Here is an 18365-nt window from a genome sequence, read left to right as displayed (position 1 = left end):
ATTTAGATTAGAAAACGATATATTTCACATATTGCTTCCAAGTTAGCTCTTTAAAATGGCTCCATTGGATTTTCTCAACAGGTAATGTTCTGAAGGTATAGGCTTCGGTATTACGTTTCTCATTCGAGAGCATTGGCGTACCTTCATCAAGATAATCCATAAAAATGGCTGATTTAGCCGTTTTAAATTGCACATTGACATCAATTAGCTGAATTTTACCGTCCTGATTGATAATATAAAGCTTTTTGTTCCCTTTTTTAGCTGTGGCTAGCCACGATTTATCGACTTTATAAGAATCGAATGCCTCGTTGACAATAATAGAGGCTTTGCCAGTTGTCGAAAATGGGATGTCCTCTAATGGGGCATCCTGCTGCAATGTTACTTCATAATTAGTTGGTTGTGGTAAGGTAGCAGTTTTAGCCAGTTCATTTGCCCAAACCGTCTGATCGTCAGTAGCAATCGTTTGTTTTTCTAATACTACACCAGATAGATCATCTTTGACATGTTTCACCTTAAAATCAACAGTTTGCCCTTCTTGAACCTTTTGCCATTCCTTTTCTGATAAATAGGCATACATTGCTTTTTCATTGGAATAAATTTCAAAAGTTAGCGCACCCGCTTCTTCCTTAATTGCTGACACAACACCATCAATAGGGCTGACAATACCCTGACGAGATTGAATTTGTGTAATTTGGGCTTCAAGTAGCCCAATTTGACGATTTGTTTCGGCAATATGTCGGTTTAACAGTGCAACTGCTGTCGAAGCAGAATTTTGTTGAGCAAGCTCTAATTTTAGCGTTACGGATAGCTTATCATTGATTTGATCCGTATTAATGGAGCTTTTTGGATTAGAAGCGTCTCCATATTCATCCTCAATTTGATCAAGTGCATCCTGTAAATCTTGTAGTTCTGTTTCATAGGCTGTGCGTTCAGATTCAAGCTTTGTTAACTCCTCGTCCACCTCATCTGTTTTAAAGGTAGCGAGTATATCATTCATCATCACTTCTTGGCCACGCTTTACATTCACAGCTGATAAGTTAGTTGCATCCGCAGTAATTGTGTATGTCTCAGCAGGTGCTACAATAGTTTCTTTAGTAACACGCTCTGTATTTGTGCCGACATAAGCCTTTTGAAACTCATCGATAAAGTAGGATCGTGTCACACTGCTATTATCTTTAAAAACAAAATAAGCATTTATACTGATTACTAGCAATGCTAACACGATGGTCATAGTTGTCCATGGTCTTGTTTTGATAAATGCCATCATCCTAACCCCCTAGCAATCCATTCTTTAATTGGTAGCACACTGATCAAGCCTACAAAAAGGGCCATAAATAGCTGCACAGCAATCAATTTGATTACTAACATTTTTCTACTAGCTTCTTCCTCCCATTTCGATAGGAAGAGATACTGAACAATAATGATTAAAACCGTTGTTACCGTCAACTGATTGATCGTAAATAACACGAAATCTGTTTCAATCACCTGTAAGGCAGCAGGAGCCAAGGAGAAGAAAGAAAACATGGTCGTATAGCCTACTGCATAGAAAACAGCAAAGAGGACTGCTTTTTCAATTAATAGAAAGGCCACAACATAAAGCTGGACTCTTTTTATCCAAGTATAAGGAATGTCCGTTAATAGATGTAATAGATAGGTAACACCATAATAGTGGAAGCAAAAATAGACGATTGCCCATAAAATGGCACCAAGCATCGAAAGGATACGTGCTACATAGTATTCATTTTGTAAATCCTTAGCGAATAAGGACGTTAAATTTTCTGTCCCCATTCCCCAATATTCGCGAGCAGCAAACAACAGGATGAAAAGAATGAACACCGTTAGTACTCGTTTTTTATATCCGATGACCTCGCCTTCCTCTACGATGCTAGTAAAGTAGGTAGGATTTTTTAAACTATGCCAGAACTTATAATGGTAAAACATTAAACAGCGTCCTTTCTTCCAAAATAGGATATTAAAGTTGTAGTATACACCTTGTAAAGATATTATGACATATGAAAATAGCTGTTTTTTTCCAATAAATTCATTGAAAAAACACAATCTCTTATCATATGTCGATTGGTGAAAATCTCATAACACCATTGTATAGTATAATTGAAATAACTTCCTGTTTTTCTAGCTAGTAATTTTGAAAAGTTACTTTTGATATGTCTGATTTTGTAAATATATTAGAATGGCTTGAAATCAAGCAATTTACACCGATACTAAAGTCATAAATTCTAAATGAAAATGAACACAATCATTTTCCTATACATAAACGATGAAAGGGTGGTTCGATTGAATCGAAAATTGACAGCAGGGGTCATAACGGGTCTATTATTGGCACCTACGACTATAGCGAATGCACAGGAAAATGATGCACAATCCCGCGTCACAACACATACGGAGCAAGTTGCCTATACGAATCAGATAGCAGCTGCAACGACAAGAGAGCAGCTTATTGCACAATTTGGTAAGCTGTCGGAAAACTCATCGGCTGATGATATGGTCATTGCAAAAGGAGATCTTCAAGTTTTAAGTGCTACAGGCTTTAATGAACACGAAGTTGCATTTATTGAAGCAAAGTATCGCTATGTGGAGGAGCAGCGTAACTTATTAAGTGAGCTACAAAAATTAGGAAAAGAAATGACGGGAATCTCGTTTACAAGTAAAACATTTATTGCAGAGGTAGCCGCTTTCGATACGAAATATAATAACTTTTTAAATATTGGCAAGGATGAACTAAAAGCGTATGTAACTGTTCAAAAGGAATTTGAAGCAGCTGTCAATGAGGCGCTAGTGAATAATGCAAAAGACATTGCCAGTACAATTCGCGGCACATCTTTACAATACGGCTATACCGATGCAGAACGCAATGCCTACTTTAAAGGCAAGGGGATGGATGTTGACAAATTAAATAAGTTAAAAGTGGATGCGACTAAAGCAGAAGGAGTAGCTACAGAATTAGTTCTGTTAGTTGAGTTATTGGAAAAATCCTCAGATTACTCAGCTGTTTTGCCTAAAATAAATAGCTTTAAGGCGAATTATAATGGGTTAACAACAGAGCAAAAGAAAGTAATTGAAGCGTACAATCCAAATGATGATAAGGTTACACCTTTTAAAAAGTATAAGGATGCATTAGCAGGTTTGTCTGCTCTAGAAAAAGTGACTTCTAGTATTGCAGAATTAAAAGGCAAACAGCCAGCAGATTTCACTTCAGCCTCAAGCTTTATTAATGCGGTAGCAGCAATTGATAAAGCCTACAATAATCTGGATGCAGCGTCTAAAAATTTAGTAGAAACAGAATATAAGAGCATTGAACAATATCGTCAGGCGACCAATATTTCGAAAAGCATTTCTACATTACGTGTATCCAAAGAAGACGCATATCGTATCGCAGTTAATGAGCTAAAAACAAAATACGATAACCTAACAATCAATAAAGACTTTGTTAAAAACGCGAACGAATTACAATCAGCAATAGCCAATATTACTGTAGCTGAAAGTATCGAAGCCCTTATAAAATTGATTGAGCCTAAAGCAGACAGTGAAAAAGTAGCTGCCATTAAAGCAGCACGTGCAGCTTATGATAATCCACCTGCTCCAACTGGAATAACAATCAATCCAAGCAATGTAAAAAAAATCGTCAGTAATTTAGCCGAGCTGACATCTTGGGAGAAAAATTTAAGTGCTGCGTTAAAGGTAGATAAGTTAATTGATAGCCTAGATCCAACTGCAAAAACTTTTGAAAGTAAGACGCTCTCTGCCTGGACTACCTATAACAAATTAAATGAAAATGATAAAACGTTAGTGCAAGGAGCTGCAAAACTAACACTGTTTCAAAAATACGCTGATCTATCAAAAACAATCAATACATTAAAACCCTCAGCAGATTACAGCGGACAGCTTGCCGCATTAAAAAACGAAGTAGTTAAATTAGATGCACAAGGTAGTGGCTATGAAGAAGCTCTTTACAATTTAAAAACACAGCTGATTGAAAAAATAGAGGCTTTAATTAATGAAGAAAAAGCGGTAAAAGACATTATAGAGGAAATTGATCTGCTTAATAGCAATATAGCTATTGAAAAAATATTGGATGCACGAGCTCACTATAATGAGTTATCACCAACAGCTAAAAAGCGCGTAACGAATATTAAAGAGCTAACAGATTTAGAGAAATCCTATAAATCGGTTGTTAATGTTATCTCGCTCTTTGAAAAACTAGATTCCAATTCTAAAAGCTATATTTCTAAAGCAAATTCAGCTTATACAGCTTACGCGAAGCTAGATGATAAGAATAAGACGTTTGTTCAAAATTATAAAGATTTAAAAGATGTAATTCCTGTGATTGATGTAATGGTTCAAATTAGTGCATTAAATCCATCTAAAAAAACGTATAAAGATGATGTGGTAAAAGCAGATGAAGCGTTTAATAAATTGGGCGAACTTCAAAAAGAGGTAGTAAATAGCGAGGACCTCCAAAAAGCACAAGGCTATATCAATACGGCCAAAGCATTTGATGATCGTATTATAGCCTTAGCAAATGAAGGACCTGACACATTTGTCAAAAAGGTAGCAGAACTTACATTAGAATATAAAGCAATGGATAAGAACGCACAGAAGCTAGTGGAGCAAGCCAAAATGTTAAGCTCCTACGAGAAGGATAACAAGGCGGTAATCAAGGTTATTCAAATGATTGATGCCTTAAATCCAACAAATAAGGATTATACAAAAAAGGTTCTTGATGCTCGTAAAGCCTATAATGCGCTTGATCAAGTTTCCCAAAAGCGTGTAACAAACTATGCTAATCTCACTGCTGTTGAGGATGTTGCTTCCTTGATTGGTCTCATTGCTTCATTAAAGCCTACTAGTAAAACATTCTATCAAGATATGAAAACAGCGCGTGAGCTTTATGATGCGTTGCCAGAACAGAAGCAGCAAGCAATTGTAAACTATGATGCACTGGTAGCAGCAGAAAATGAACAGGGCTTAGCACAGAGCGTGGTTGAGCTTATAAACTTAACAGAAGTGCAGGATGCCGACTATTTAACGAAACTAATGAATGCGCGTGTAGCATATGATAAGCTGTCATCTAACCAAAAGAAATTAGTGACGAATATTAAAGATCTAACAACACGTGAGAAAGCTGTTAAACCAATTTTAAGTGTGATGGTTCAAATTAATGAGTTAGATCCAGAATCAAAAAGCTTTGTTAGTAAGGTAAGCTCAGCACGTAAAGCTTATGATAAACTATCGAAAGATCAAAAAAAATATATCGACAATATTGATATTCTGTTAAAGTTTGAGCCTGTGTCCAATGTGATGGAATTGATTAGTAAACTAAAATCTTCAAGTAACACCTTCCTTCAAGATACGTCACGAGCTCGCTCACTTTACGATGCGCTACCTGACGATATGAAGCAATATGTAACAAACTACTACTTATTGCAAGCAGCGGAGTCTAGTATTTTAGGTGCTGGTAATGTCATGCAAATGATTGATGGTTTACCATCTGTTGATCCAAAGCAATATGTAAAACGCATTCAAGAAATCCGTGCTGCTTACAATGCTTTACCAAAGGATCAGCAACGAGCTGTTCAAAATTATCAAGTACTACAAGATCAAGAAAAGCTAATAAAGCCTGTAATAAGTATTGTAGAAGATATAGATCGATTGCTAACGGCAAAAGATATGAATAGTCAATACCAAAAGATTTTAAAAGCGTATGATAAACTCAATGCTGATCAACGACGCTATGTTTATAACGACCAACTATTGCTTTCACTAGATAGTGTTATAAAGGTTTATAATAATATTGCTAAATTGAATCCAAAGGATAAATATTACTTTGGCATGGTGGAAGCGGCGCGTAAAGAGTATGATAGTTTGAATACGACAGATAAACAGCGTATCTCCAACTATTCTATTTTACTCGAAGCAGAGAAAAGTTTAGCCGATGTGAAGAAGGTTGTAGAGATCATAGCAGGACTTTCTCCAAGTTCTTCGACATATATTGAAGATGTGGCGAATGCCGTTGCGGCTTATAAGGCATTGGACTCTAAAATTAAAGGACAAGTCATTAATGAGGATGTCTTAAAGCAGGCTGAAAAAGATGTGGCTGCCGTTCTCAAAGTTGTTCAAGCTATCGGAAACATTGATCCAGACAGCTCATCATTTGAGAAAAAGGTGCTAGCTGCTCAAAAAGATTATAGTAATTTGTCGATTGAGCAACAGGGCTTAGTGTATAATTACCGCATTCTAGAAGACTATCTTAAAATGATTCAATAGTATGATAAAAAAGGAGTTTTCCCAATGATTATTACGGGAAAACTCCTTTTATAAGTAAGAAAAAGTGGACCTTAATATTATTTTCCAAAAAAGTGAAACTATATCATTTGAATTTCGTATCTTATAGTATAAATGGTCGCTTTGATTGGGAGGTACCATTTGATACATATTCATTTTGCCAACGTGAGGAGGTAGCCCTGTTGAAAAAATTACTTAGTATAATGGTACTTTCAATAGCTGCAACCGTAGGAAGTTTAACTAGTTTTAGTCAAGTCGAAGCAGCATCTGCAAAGGCTGTAGATGTGACAAATTCATACTGGGCAAATGCCTCAATTCAACATATGCTCACTAAACAATATATGACTACATATAACGATAACACTTTTAAGCCTGAGCAAGCTATTACAAGGGCAGAGGCTGCTGCTGCTATTGCACGCTCTCTTCAAACAAACATTGACATTGAAAACCCTGTAAAATTTAAGGATGTTCCTACAACACATCCTTATTACAAGGAAATTTGTCAGCTTGTTAAACTAGGAGTCATTCAAAAAAGTGATGCCTTTCATCCAGAAGAGCCTTTAAAACGTATGCAGGTGGCAAAAATGCTAGCACTTGCGTATCAGTTTAAAGTAGATAGCAAAAATAATAGCCAGTTTGCAGATATTACACGTACTCATTGGGCAAAGGATTATATCGAATCCTTAGCAGATATCGGCATTATCGGTGGAGTGGATGCTAAACATTTTGCTCCTGACCAAATGGTAACACGCGCTCAGTTTGCTGTTTTTGTTGAGCGAAGCATTGTTTTTCAGCAAAAAATTAAGGCATTGGAAGTAGCTTATGACTATCTTGCAAAGGATTATATCCCAACTGTAAACCTTTCTTCCGAGTGGTCTAAAAAGGTGATTGAATTAATTAATGTTGAAAGACAGAAGAATAAGCTGGAACCTGTTGTCTATGATTCAGAGCTGACACAAATTGCTATTATCAAAGCACAGGACATGGTAAAACGCCATTATTTTGAACACGTTTCTCCATATTATGGGGCACCTTGGGATTTAGCGACATTATTTGATTACAACTATACAAGTTTTGGAGAGAATATTGCTAGAAATATTAAAACGCCAGAAGTTGCAGTAAAAGCATGGATGGCTTCTCCAAGTCATCGAGATAATATTTTAAAAGAACATTATACAAATACTGGTGTTGCAATAGCACAGGATAGCAAAGGAAATTACTATTGGGTCCAAATGTTCTCTAGTCAATAAGTTGTTGTGTAACAAAGAATCGCTAATATTACAGAAATGTTACGAAAGTTCCAAATTACGATAAAAAAATCCCCTTTTTAACGCTGGAAATACCACCAAACGTTGGTATTACAGCGTTTTTTTACTGTCTAAAACCGTTACACAATTGAAAAATAACATTCGCCTCTTTTGTGATAGTCTATGTATAGGCAAAAAAGTTTTGAGAGGGGTATAACAAAAGTATGAATAAGAAATGGTTATTACCGATTTTTGCATCATTTATGTTATTTTCAACTACTAATATTAATACTGCTGAAGCAGCGTCTAAAGCAGATTTAACTGATACAGCATCTAAATATTTAGGCATTCCATATAAATACGGCGGTACAACAACAAGCGGTTTTGATTGCTCAGGCTTTACTTCTAAAGTATTTTCTGACTTAGGCATTCAATTAAACCGTACGTCAGGCTCACAATATCAACAAGGAACTGCAGTTGCAAAGAGTGATCTTCAAGTTGGCGATTTAGTATTTTTCAATACAAGTGGTAGTGGGATTTCACATGTGGGGATATACATAGGTGATGGTAAAATGATCCACTCTCAAACTGGTCAAGGTGTAAGCTACTCAAATGTTAATGACCCATATTATTGGGGCGATCGTTATGTAGGCGCAAAACGCGTGGCAACATTTGATGCTCAACAACAAGCTGAAGTAAAGCAAGCAGCTATTGATTTTTCCGTATATGCTTCTCGTGCAGAGGTAGCAGTACAAATTGCAAAAGCTTTAAACTTAGATACATCTGATACTACTACTAGTTTTGTAGATGTAAAACCTACATATGCTCACGCAGGTGCTATTGCAGCTGTAGCAAAATTAGGTATCTTTGAAGGCGATGCAAATGGTAAATTCAACCCGTCTTCACCAATTACGCGTGCGCAAATTGCTAAAGTATTAGTGCTAGCATTTGGCCTTGAAAACAATGGTGGAAGTGTGACATTTAGTGATGTATCTCAAAAAAGCTGGGCTAATGAATATGTTTCTACTCTAGCATCAAATGGCATTACAAATGGTGACGGAGACGGCAGCTTCGGTTCTGATGAATTACTAAAAATCGAACAATTAAAAGTATTTATTGAAAGAATTCAACAATAAGTTCATAAAGTTAACACTTTAATTGTGTCATAGATTGCAAGAAATGATCTTTTGAATAGCGTATAATGGAAGAAGGGTTTGCAATAGCAGACTCTTCTATTTTTATGATAATTTTGTAGGAAAGGATGTGAATTGGAAAATTAATTTTTAACAGTTCTATTGTATGATGCTTTATTTAGCTAATTTTGTTAAAATGGACACGTTAAGAGAACAAGAAGGGAGGAAATAAGACATTGAACATCAAAAAAATTAGTCTTATCTTGTGCGTCTTATTCATTTCGGCTTCTATGTTTACGATACATAGTGCAAGTGTCAGTGCAGCTAACAATTCGAATATAACATTTGAAGATGTTACTAAAAATCACCCAGCCTATGAAGAAATCAGTTATTTAGTAAATTTGGGGGTAATTCAAGGTTACTTTGTGAATGGTAAAAGAGTCTTTGGCCCAAATAATAGTGTAACAAGAGGACAAGCAGCTAAAATGGTTGTTGTGGCCTCTGGTAATAAACCATTAGTTGTAAATAAATCTAGCTTTTCAGATGTTACAGTCGGCACTGAAATGTCAGGTTACATAGAACGTGCTGTACAGCTAGGATTTTTCGACAAAAATATAAAAGGCCAATTCTTACCAAATAAGCCTCTAACTCGTGGAGAAATGAGTTATGTATTAACAAAGGCTTTTAATTTAGATACTAGTGAGTATGAGGGGATCGACTCACCATTTACTGATGTAGGAATCACACACGAATATGTGAAATACATCAATACAATCTATTATAATGGTATTACAAATGGAACAGGTAATACGTATTTACCAAATGGCACTGTAACACGTTCACAATTCTCACTATTCGTTGCACGTGCAAACAGTGAAAAATATCGATTAGAGCTTCCTGTAAAAGGTGTACAAGTTCCAGATACATCACAAGTCATTGGCTTAGTGAAGGTCACTACTGATGGGTTAAACATCCGTAAATCAAAAGATTCTACTTCAAGTACGAACATTGTAGGTAAAGTCAATACAGGCGGTAAATTATCAGTCTACGCTGTTGAAAGTAATTGGCTAAAGGTTACTTACAAAGGGGCATATGCCTATGTTTATAAGCAATATGCAGAATTTGTAGATGCAGATGGCAATGAGTTAGGAACAGTCGAAAAAGAAGTAACGACAAAAAATGCTGTCAATTTATATGTGAAGCCTACATCTTCAGCAAAAGTCATTTCATCAATTAAAGCGAATGAAAAACTTCCTGTTTACAAAACAATTGGTGGCTACTACTTAACACAAGTAAATGGTTTACCAGGTTATATTGTAGCGAATAGCACTACGGATACTGTGGAAGAAGAAAAGCCGAATCCGAACCCAGATCCAGATCCAGATCCTACACCACCAGCTTCAGGTGATGTGCTTGGAAGAGTAACGGTTGATAACTTAAATGTTCGCAGTCAAAGTAACTCTACATCAGCTGTGTTATTTAAGTTGAATAAAGGAGAGTATGTCCAAGTTAATAGCATCAATGGTTACTGGGTAGAAATCACTTATAATGGCCAAACAGGCTATGTTCACAAGTCTTATTTGAAACTATTAAATCAAACAGCTAAACCTTTACAAAATCGTATTATCATCCTAGACCCAGGTCATGGTGGTAAAGATCCAGGTACTGTAAAGGGCTCTGCTTCTGAAAAGAACATTACACTAAAAGTTAGCACACAAGTGAAACAATTACTAGAGAATGCTGGTGCAAAGGTTTATATGACACGTACTGGTGATACGTATCCATCATTACAAGATCGCGTAGACTTTACTCAAGCAAACTATGGTGAAATTTTCGTGAGTGTCCATGTCAACTCTGCTGCTAATACGTCAGCGTCAGGTACTGAAACATATTATGCAATATCTACAGGAGATATGTATCAGGAAGACATTGATTTAGCGACTTATGTTAATAATCAAATTGTCAACAATTTAAATATGAAAAACCGTGGTGTCAAGCAAGAGCAATACTACGTCATTCGTAATATGGTGATCCCGTCTATTCTAGTGGAACTTGGTTTCTTAACGAATACAGAGGATAACAGTAAAATGACAAATGATCAATACGTTAAGTTATTTGCAGAATCTATTTATAATGGTATTTTGCAATACTATAAAAAACAATAAGTGATGAAGAGACGATTCCAAAGCTGTACTAGCCTTTGGAATCGTTTTTCTTATTCTCTATATACCCACATTAGAGAAAGACAAACAAATCTATAAAAATGGCTACCTCGTTTGCAGGCTACTTGCTTTTCTGTGGGCTCACCTGACTCTCTATCACAGGGTAGTCAAGTAGTCTTCCACTCCAACCCACAAAATGTTAACTTTTTAGCAAAGGTTTTTAAATAAAGTGTTCACTACTCATTTTATGGAGAGGAGTTATCACTCATCGTTTCTTCATATTTTTCACAACTGTTAGTATGAAATAAAAGGAAAAAACACTTTTGTAGAATGGTTGATTGGAGAGGAGCCAGCGTCACTCCTAGGGGATTTAGCGTCACAGAGGAGACGAGACCCTGGAGCGAACGGAAGTGAGTGAAGCGGCTCATCGGACGCCCCCTGGAAAGGACGCTGGCGGAACGGAAATCAACCTCTCGCCTTATGAAAAGGTCTTTTTCTGCTAGTGACTTTATCCTTTTTTAACAATAGTAAATGGCTGCCTCAATTAGAAGAGGCAGCCATTTACTGTTATTTCACGGTATTAATGAATTTAATGTAATCCTTACTAATATATCCTGGTTCAGTGTTTAGTTTATCCGAAACAACTTGATACCAACCGTTTGAGCTTGTATCTGTGACGATAACGGGCATATTGCTTTTACTGAATGTGAAGAGTGGGCTTTGACCTGTTGATGCATCTGCACGAACATTCAGTCCAGCTGTTGTTGTAAGTGCGATTTTATAAGGATTATTCGCATCTTTAAAGCCTAAAGCTTTTTCTGCACGATAATAATGTCCAGCAATTTTGGCGCCCCAGAATGGATCTGAAGCGTATTTTACGTTGAAGCCGATAGCTTTAGAGCCAACAACTGCACCATTCGTATAACGTCCACCTGGTGTAATATAATTTGGCTGTAAGAATTTTTCAACCAACTCATTAATATTAGCTTCGACACTATCAAACTTCTTGTTCAGTGGATTCGTATCATAGACATATAACCCAAATAGATTGTTTAGATTTTGAGCGTGATCACTCATACCATAGGCACTCTCATGCTGTGCTAGGGATAAAATAAGCATAGCATTGATATGGGAATTTGCTTCCACTTGTTTTAATACAGAACCTAAACCAAGTAGCTTACTTTTAGTTGTGGCATTTTTATAAATCGAAGCTCCAGAGCTTTCAACCTCTGCTAATTTTTCCACAATATATTGATCTAGCTCTTCTATTGTATATTGAGTCGTTGCACGGGCTGGTAAGAATTGATAGTAGTTATAGGCTTCTCCTTTTGAAGAACCATCAGCATTGGTAAAGTTAATGCCATCCCAGCTAAAGTATTTCTCACCCTGCTTCATAAAGCTAGGTGCCTTGCCATACACGTAACTAGCTGAATATTTATTTGTTTTATAATCATATAAGGTATGTTTTATTTCACCATATTCATTTGTGTAATAAGAACGGCCTTTCACTAAAGCAGAAGGAATTAAGCTAACGTCTGCCTGCTTTAAATAGCCAGTATGACCAGCTAAGCGTACTTTTACTTGTGTGGCATCACTACCTAGATACTCCATTTCTGTATTACCAGCAACTGCGATTTGATCCTTTATGGTTTCAGAATTCAGTGCCACATAATTATTCGTTACAACATAACCTGAAGTCATTTTGATAATTTTATTATTTTGAGTAATCACTAAAGAATTATTCGTCATCGCTTTTTCAGCTGCTTCAAAGCTAGTAAAGGTTTGCTTGTCTACTAGATTACCATTTGAAATTTCTTTGACGATATATGCGGTAGTATTATTGTTGTTCTCATTATTATTACCGTTATTCTCGGAGTTACCGTTGTTTTCATTTTTACCAGCGTCAACCTGATCAGCAAGAAGGATTAATCGTAGGATAAATGTTGACGCTTCACCAATTGTGGCATTGTCTCTAGGTAAAAACATGCCATTGGAGCTTCCTTTAATAAGTCCTAATTGTGCACCGATTGCAACATCTTGACGGAAATCTTTAAAAATAGTGGTATTGTCTTTGAAGGTAATAGAAGAAGTACCTTTTGGTATTTTTAAATAATCAACAGCTCTGATTAGCATAACTGCCATATGCTCTCTTGAAATACGGTCATCCGGCTTAAATGAGCCATCCGTATAACCAGTAATAATTCCAGCAGTAGCAGCAAGCTTAATTTCATTTGCAAATAAATATGTGTCTGAGACATCTGTAAACGTTATCTCGTTCTTTGCGTCCAAATCTAACGCTTTTGCTATGTATGTGGCGAATTCACCGCGTGTCACCGTAGCATTTGGACGATAGCTACCATTTGCATCTTTCAGCAATGCATCTTTCTGAATTAAATAGCGCAGACCACTCTCATGCATATGTCCTGATAGCTCATCTGCATAGACCGATTGGGGTTGCCAAATGACTAGACTAACAAGCATCATGAGCAACATAAAAATTGATAGTTTTTTCATAGTTTTACCCTCCTAAACTGATATCATTTTAACAAAGTTACACAATCAAGATAAGGGTCAAATGTTAGAAATACCATAAAATATACCAGCCTTTTATAGGCAATAAGTATGCTTTTATATTTTGATGAGAGAGTTAGTTTCAAATAGGAGAGGGGAAGTGAATCGAAATTCACATGAGTTTCTTCTATTATATATGTCCTTTATGTTGTCCATAAAAATAATGCCGTACATTGTGTGCTAAGAAACAATGTACGGCATTTTATTGGGATAATAATTAAAGCATTTCTGATGTTGTTTTTGCTTGCATATGCAGTTGTAGGTAGTCTGGGCCACCTGCTTTTGAATCTGTACCTGACATGTTGAAGCCACCGAATGGTTGGTAACCAACGATTGCACCTGTACAGCCACGGTTGAAGTAAAGGTTTCCTACATGGAATTCTTCACGCGCTTTTTCTAGGTTCACACGGTTCGTTGTGATAACAGCGCCTGTTAAACCGTATTCTGTATCGTTTGCAATTTCAATCGCGTGGTCGAAATCTTTTGCTTTTGCAATCGCTACGACTGGTCCGAAGATTTCTTCTTTCATAATACGAGCAGAAGGCTCTACGTCCGCGAAGACAGTTGGTTGTACGAAGTAACCGACTGAATCATCCGCTGTACCACCAGCTACTAGACGACCTTCGCCTTTACCGATTTCGATGTAATCCGTAATTTTATTGAATGCCGCTTGGTCAATAACTGTTGCCATAAAGTTGCTGAAATCAGTTGGATCTCCCACTGTTAAAGCGTTTGTTAACTCTTCTACACGGTTCACCACTTGGTCATACACATCTTCTACGATAACAGCACGAGAACATGCTGAACATTTTTGACCAGAGAAGCCAAATGCTGATTTCACGATCGATTGTGCAGCTAATTCTAAATCTGCTTCTTTATCGACTACGATTGTATCTTTACCGCCCATTTCAGCGATAACGCGTTTAATCCAAATTTGACCGTCATTTAACACAGATGCACGTTGGTTGATACGTAAGCCAACATCACGTGAACCAGTGAAGCTGATAAAACGAGTTTTTGGATGATCAACTAAATAGTCGCCCACTTCAGCACCAGAACCTGGTACAAAGTTAACAGCTCCTGCTGGAAGACCTGCTTCTTCTAATACTTCGATAAATTTATACGCCACAACTGGAGTTGTTGAAGCTGGTTTTAATAAAACTGTGTTCCCTGTTACTAAAGCTGCTACTGTTGTACCAGCCATAATTGCAAATGGGAAGTTCCAAGGAGAAATGACGATACCAATTCCTAGTGGAATATAGTCATAACGGTTGTACTCACCTGGACGGCTTTCTACTGGTTGACCGTTTTTAATGCGTAGCATTTGGCGACCATAGTATTCTAAGAAGTCGATTGCTTCCGCTGTATCTGCATCTGCCTCTGCCCATGGTTTCCCAGCTTCTTTTGTTAATAAAGCTGAGAATTCATGTTTACGACGACGAACGATTGCTGCCGCTTTGAAAAGAACGTCCGCACGAATCGCTGGATCAACTTTTTTCCAAGTTTTAAATGTTTCATCTGCCGCTTGCATTGCTTTTTCAGCTAAATCTTTGCTTGCTTTCGAAACGCGACCAATAACTTCTGTTTTCTTTGCAGGATTGTACGAAACGATTTTATCTTCTGTTGTAATGCGCTCGCCACCAATAATTAGTGGGTAGTCTTGACCTAAGTAACCTTCAACTTTATTTAAAGCCTCTACATAAGCATTGTAGTTTGCCTCTTGTGAAAAATCTGTGAATGGTTCGTGTTTGTATGGAATCATGTCAGTTTCCTCCCCATGGATAAGTGGTGCCAAATGATTATGCACCTTTTAAGATTGTGTTAATTATATAATGCAATATAATTTGGCATTAATCAACTCAAATTTTAAAACTTTTTTAATTTTTGCATCTGCTTTTCATATTGGTGTTAGAATAAGCTTAATGGAATACAGGAGGACAAGATGGATAATAATGTACTACTAAGTATTTATAAATACGTCATTGAAAAAGGCGATATGGGAATTTGTGTGGTAGACACTGAGGGCAAATTGCTTATATACAATAAAAAAATGAGAGAATTAGAAGGCGTTAATGAGGATGAATTTGAGGAGAGGCGAGCCTTAGAGATCATTGATTTTGAAATCGAAAAAAGTGATATTTATAAGGTCCTCAGCTCTGAAACGCCAGTACACAATATAAAAAAAACGTATTGGAATAAAAAAAATCAAGAAGTGACCTACATAAGCAATATTTATCCGTTGCACTATGAAGGCTCTTTAATAGGCGCTGTGGAATTTGCCCGAGATATTACACAGCTTGAATACATGATGTATCAGCCATTAAGAAGGTATGGCGCACCATTGACATTTGACATCATCACGGCAGTATCACCAGTCATGAAGGATGTCATTGAAAAGGCAAAGATTGTGGCGCTAAGTAGAATGCCTGTTGTATTAATAGGGGAATCAGGTACTGGAATTGATATGGTTGCAGAGGGAATTCATCATGATCTAAAGGTGCAAAATGATATGTTTATTGCTTTAATTTGCCGTCGAGATGAGAACACGGTATTAAAGCAATTTGAAAAATATATTGTAGAAAAGGAGAAAATAACCTTCTTTGCTGAGCGCATCGAATATTTATCGCTAGAAGCACAAGAAAAGATTGTTGAACTTTTCAATCATCATCCGAATCATCAGCATGTTTTAATTGCTAGTGTTGGCAAAGATCCAATTGATTTAATTCAAAAGCACGAGCTATCCAAAAAGCTTTACCGACTTTTTTCAGGTATTACGATTTATGTGCCTCCTTTACGAGAAAGAAAAGAAGATATTATGCCTTTTATCGATGATTATTTCAAAAGGCATCGTGATAGCTTTGGCTCATCTATTCAAGGGCTTTCAGAAGAAGTACGAGATACTTTTTTAAAATATGATTGGCCTGGGAATTTAAAGGAATTAGAAGTCCTGTTGGATGAAATAACCTCATTGATCACCAATGAAACAATCGTTGAATCACATATGCTACCTGTGCATTTCAAATGGAAAATCCAAAGCTCTTGTGAGGAGACGGAAAAAGAGGTTTCTACGAGTGACTTGTTTGTTATTAAAAATCAACAGGATATTCGACCGTTAGATGTCTATATGAAAGAGGTAGAGGAGTACTATATTTCGAAGGCATTGGACTTTCATCAAGGGAATATTTCCAAAACGGCTGCTGCATTGGGGATTCGTCGACAAAGTTTACAGTATCGTGTTAAAAACTATAAGCTCAATAAAAAAAGCGAAAACATTGATTAACGATGTTTTCGCTTTTATTGATGATGTGGTGGTTAGAATTACTAAATAGATGGATAGATTCTCCAAAGTGAAGGATAGAGTCACTAAACTGATGGATAGCTCTCAGCTTGTGTAATTATTTACCTTTTTTTGAAAGGCGACCAAGGGCAAATGCTGCGGCTCCTAAGCCAATTGCCATGTTCGTTTTTTTGTTAAACACTTGTTTTGTTACAAGAGCTACGTTTTGCGGACGCTCTGCTAAACGACGCATGAAGTAACCGTACCAATCATTTCCAAATGGAAGGTATGTGCAGAAGTTATAACCTTCACGTGCAAGATCTAGCTGCATTTCTTTACGGAAACCATATAGCATTTGGAATTCGAATTTTTCATTTGGAATATTGTGTTGTTTCACAAATTGTTTTACATGGTTGATCACATTATGGTCGTGTGTAGCGATTGAAGTAAATTTACCATGTAACAAATGATATTCAATTAGTTTTAAGTAATTATGGTCAATATCAGTTTTTGATTGGTATGCCACATTTTCAGGTTCTTTGTAAGCACCTTTTACAATACGTAAGCGGAAGTTTTTATATTTCTCAATATTTTCCTCTGATTCGAAGAAGTAAGCTTGAATAACTGTCCCTACGTTATCATACTCTTTGTGTAATTCCTCTAATAATTCAAAAGAGCTATGTAAACGCTCGTAGTTTTCCATATCAAAATTCACGAAAACATTATATTGATGTGCAAGAGCTACGATTTCTTTTAAGTTTTCATAGCAAAATGCATAATCAATATCTAAACCTAATTGTGAAGGTTTAAGAGAGATGTGTGCATCAAGCTGTTCATCATGGATAGCTTGTACAACAGCTAAAATATTATTTTTGGCAGCAGTTGCCTCTGATTTTTCGTAGACGAACTCGCCTAGATTATCGACAGTACAAGAAATATTAGCCTTGTTTAATTCTTTAATCGATTGCACAACTTCTGGTAAACTTGTACCAGCAACAACACTTTGGGCACCCATTTTTAAACCATATTTTTGTGCAGCGCTGTTTAATAATTTGTTCTCTGATAAATAAATGAAAAAGTCACGTAATACCATCATATGCCTCCAAAAATGAAAATTTTAAATTCTTGGCGATTATAACACTTTTTTTGAAAAGTAAAATGGTTTGATTTTCAGAAAAAAATTTTTTGACAGCTAGTTAGGGAGATAAAACTATTGCAGTCATTGACTTTTTCGTAGTAAAAAAACAATTTAAAAAAATTTTTTCAAAAAAAAGGACTTTTCAAAATTATAGATTTGCTTTATGTTGATTGTTATATGTCTTAATTTGGGTATATGTATGATATTGGTGTTTTAGAGAGTAGTTTTACTTGAATGGCACGATAGTATTTAGGAATCTCAATATAGAGTTATTGTTATTATAATATAATTTATTAGCTAAATAATAGTGGATATCTTAGAAGCGATTCTTAGGTATCCACTTTTGTATTTTTCAATCTAAATATCATATTAATAGTAGTTTATAGTAAAAAAAAACAGGGTGTATTATAATGAAATGGTATATAATCAAGATTAAATTATGTACGTTTTGTGAATTTATAGTTACTTTTGATTTAGAATAGTGTGTCTATATAAGCAATACAAAAGGGAATATGACTACTCTAAACTAAGATA

10 protein-coding genes are annotated in these 18365 nt (G+C 36.1%); 5 read left to right on the top strand and 5 right to left on the bottom strand.

Features of this window, described 5'->3' with window-relative positions; genetic code table 11:
- Positions 1 to 7: 7 nt before the first annotated feature.
- Both ACEVFT_RS05860 and ACEVFT_RS05855 read right to left on the bottom strand, forming a co-directional pair.
- Complete coding sequence (locus tag ACEVFT_RS05860) at positions 8 to 1264, bottom strand: HlyD family secretion protein (protein ID WP_393948688.1); 1257 nt, start codon at positions 1262 to 1264, stop codon at positions 8 to 10.
- Positions 1264 to 1941 (bottom strand): hypothetical protein, encoded by a 678-nt coding sequence (locus ACEVFT_RS05855; RefSeq protein WP_016993688.1) that lies wholly within the window; start codon positions 1939 to 1941, stop codon positions 1264 to 1266. Before ACEVFT_RS05855 ends, ACEVFT_RS05860 begins: the two co-directional genes overlap by 1 nt.
- Positions 1942 to 2286: 345 nt before the next feature.
- Between ACEVFT_RS05855 and ACEVFT_RS05850 the strand changes: the two genes are divergently transcribed.
- From ACEVFT_RS05850 to ACEVFT_RS05835, 4 genes are all read left to right on the top strand, one after another.
- On the top strand, positions 2287 to 6285 hold the full coding sequence (locus ACEVFT_RS05850) for a rhoptry family protein (RefSeq protein ID WP_393948762.1): 3999 nt from the start codon (positions 2287 to 2289) through the stop codon (positions 6283 to 6285).
- Positions 6286 to 6485: 200 nt separating this feature from the next.
- Entirely contained in the window at positions 6486 to 7553 is a 1068-nt protein-coding gene (locus tag ACEVFT_RS05845; protein ID WP_393948686.1) for a CAP and S-layer homology domain-containing protein, read from the top strand.
- Positions 7554 to 7774: 221 nt separating this feature from the next.
- Positions 7775 to 8686: a C40 family peptidase gene (locus ACEVFT_RS05840; RefSeq protein WP_393948685.1), complete on the top strand. Its 912-nt coding sequence runs from the start codon at positions 7775 to 7777 to the stop codon at positions 8684 to 8686.
- Positions 8687 to 8919: 233 nt separating this feature from the next.
- Positions 8920 to 10848 (top strand): N-acetylmuramoyl-L-alanine amidase, encoded by a 1929-nt coding sequence (locus ACEVFT_RS05835; protein ID WP_393948683.1) that lies wholly within the window; start codon positions 8920 to 8922, stop codon positions 10846 to 10848.
- Between the two features lie 564 nt (positions 10849 to 11412).
- Here the strand turns inward: ACEVFT_RS05835 and ACEVFT_RS05830 are convergent.
- Together ACEVFT_RS05830 and pruA are read right to left on the bottom strand one after the other, a co-directional pair.
- Positions 11413 to 13359 carry an S-layer homology domain-containing protein gene (locus ACEVFT_RS05830; RefSeq protein WP_393948681.1) on the bottom strand — a complete coding sequence of 649 codons (1947 nt, stop codon included), beginning with the start codon at positions 13357 to 13359 and terminating at the stop codon, positions 11413 to 11415.
- 274 nt (positions 13360 to 13633) lie between these two features.
- Positions 13634 to 15178 (bottom strand): L-glutamate gamma-semialdehyde dehydrogenase, encoded by a 1545-nt coding sequence (gene pruA / locus ACEVFT_RS05825; RefSeq protein WP_393948679.1) that lies wholly within the window; start codon positions 15176 to 15178, stop codon positions 13634 to 13636.
- A 180-nt stretch (positions 15179 to 15358) separates the two neighbouring features.
- Between pruA and ACEVFT_RS05820 the strand changes: the two genes are divergently transcribed.
- Positions 15359 to 16696, top strand: a complete 1338-nt coding sequence (locus ACEVFT_RS05820; protein ID WP_393948678.1) for an AAA-type ATPase lid domain-containing protein — start codon at positions 15359 to 15361, stop codon at positions 16694 to 16696.
- Between the two features lie 115 nt (positions 16697 to 16811).
- On the opposite strand, the gene ACEVFT_RS05815 is transcribed toward ACEVFT_RS05820, so the two are convergent.
- Complete coding sequence (locus ACEVFT_RS05815) at positions 16812 to 17786, bottom strand: proline dehydrogenase family protein (protein WP_205441201.1); 975 nt, start codon at positions 17784 to 17786, stop codon at positions 16812 to 16814.
- Positions 17787 to 18365 lie beyond the last annotated feature (579 nt).

This window comes from Lysinibacillus sp. PWR01 (genome assembly GCF_043359455.1).
GTDB lineage: Bacteria > Bacillota > Bacilli > Bacillales_A > Planococcaceae > Lysinibacillus > Lysinibacillus fusiformis_F.
Note: the sequence above shows the minus strand (reverse complement) of the source record. Positions and strands in the feature narration are given on the sequence as shown.

Coding starts and splice junctions, on each gene's coding strand:
- ACEVFT_RS05860 (WP_393948688.1), bottom strand. CDS start 1,264: ATGGCATTTATCAAAACAAGACCATGGACAACTATGACCATCGTGTTA.
- ACEVFT_RS05855 (WP_016993688.1), bottom strand. CDS start 1,941: ATGTTTTACCATTATAAGTTCTGGCATAGTTTAAAAAATCCTACCTAC.
- ACEVFT_RS05840 (WP_393948685.1), top strand. CDS start 7,775: ATGAATAAGAAATGGTTATTACCGATTTTTGCATCATTTATGTTATTT.
- ACEVFT_RS05830 (WP_393948681.1), bottom strand. CDS start 13,359: ATGAAAAAACTATCAATTTTTATGTTGCTCATGATGCTTGTTAGTCTA.
- pruA (WP_393948679.1), bottom strand. CDS start 15,178: ATGATTCCATACAAACACGAACCATTCACAGATTTTTCACAAGAGGCA.
- ACEVFT_RS05820 (WP_393948678.1), top strand. CDS start 15,359: ATGGATAATAATGTACTACTAAGTATTTATAAATACGTCATTGAAAAA.
- ACEVFT_RS05815 (WP_205441201.1), bottom strand. CDS start 17,786: ATGGTATTACGTGACTTTTTCATTTATTTATCAGAGAACAAATTATTA.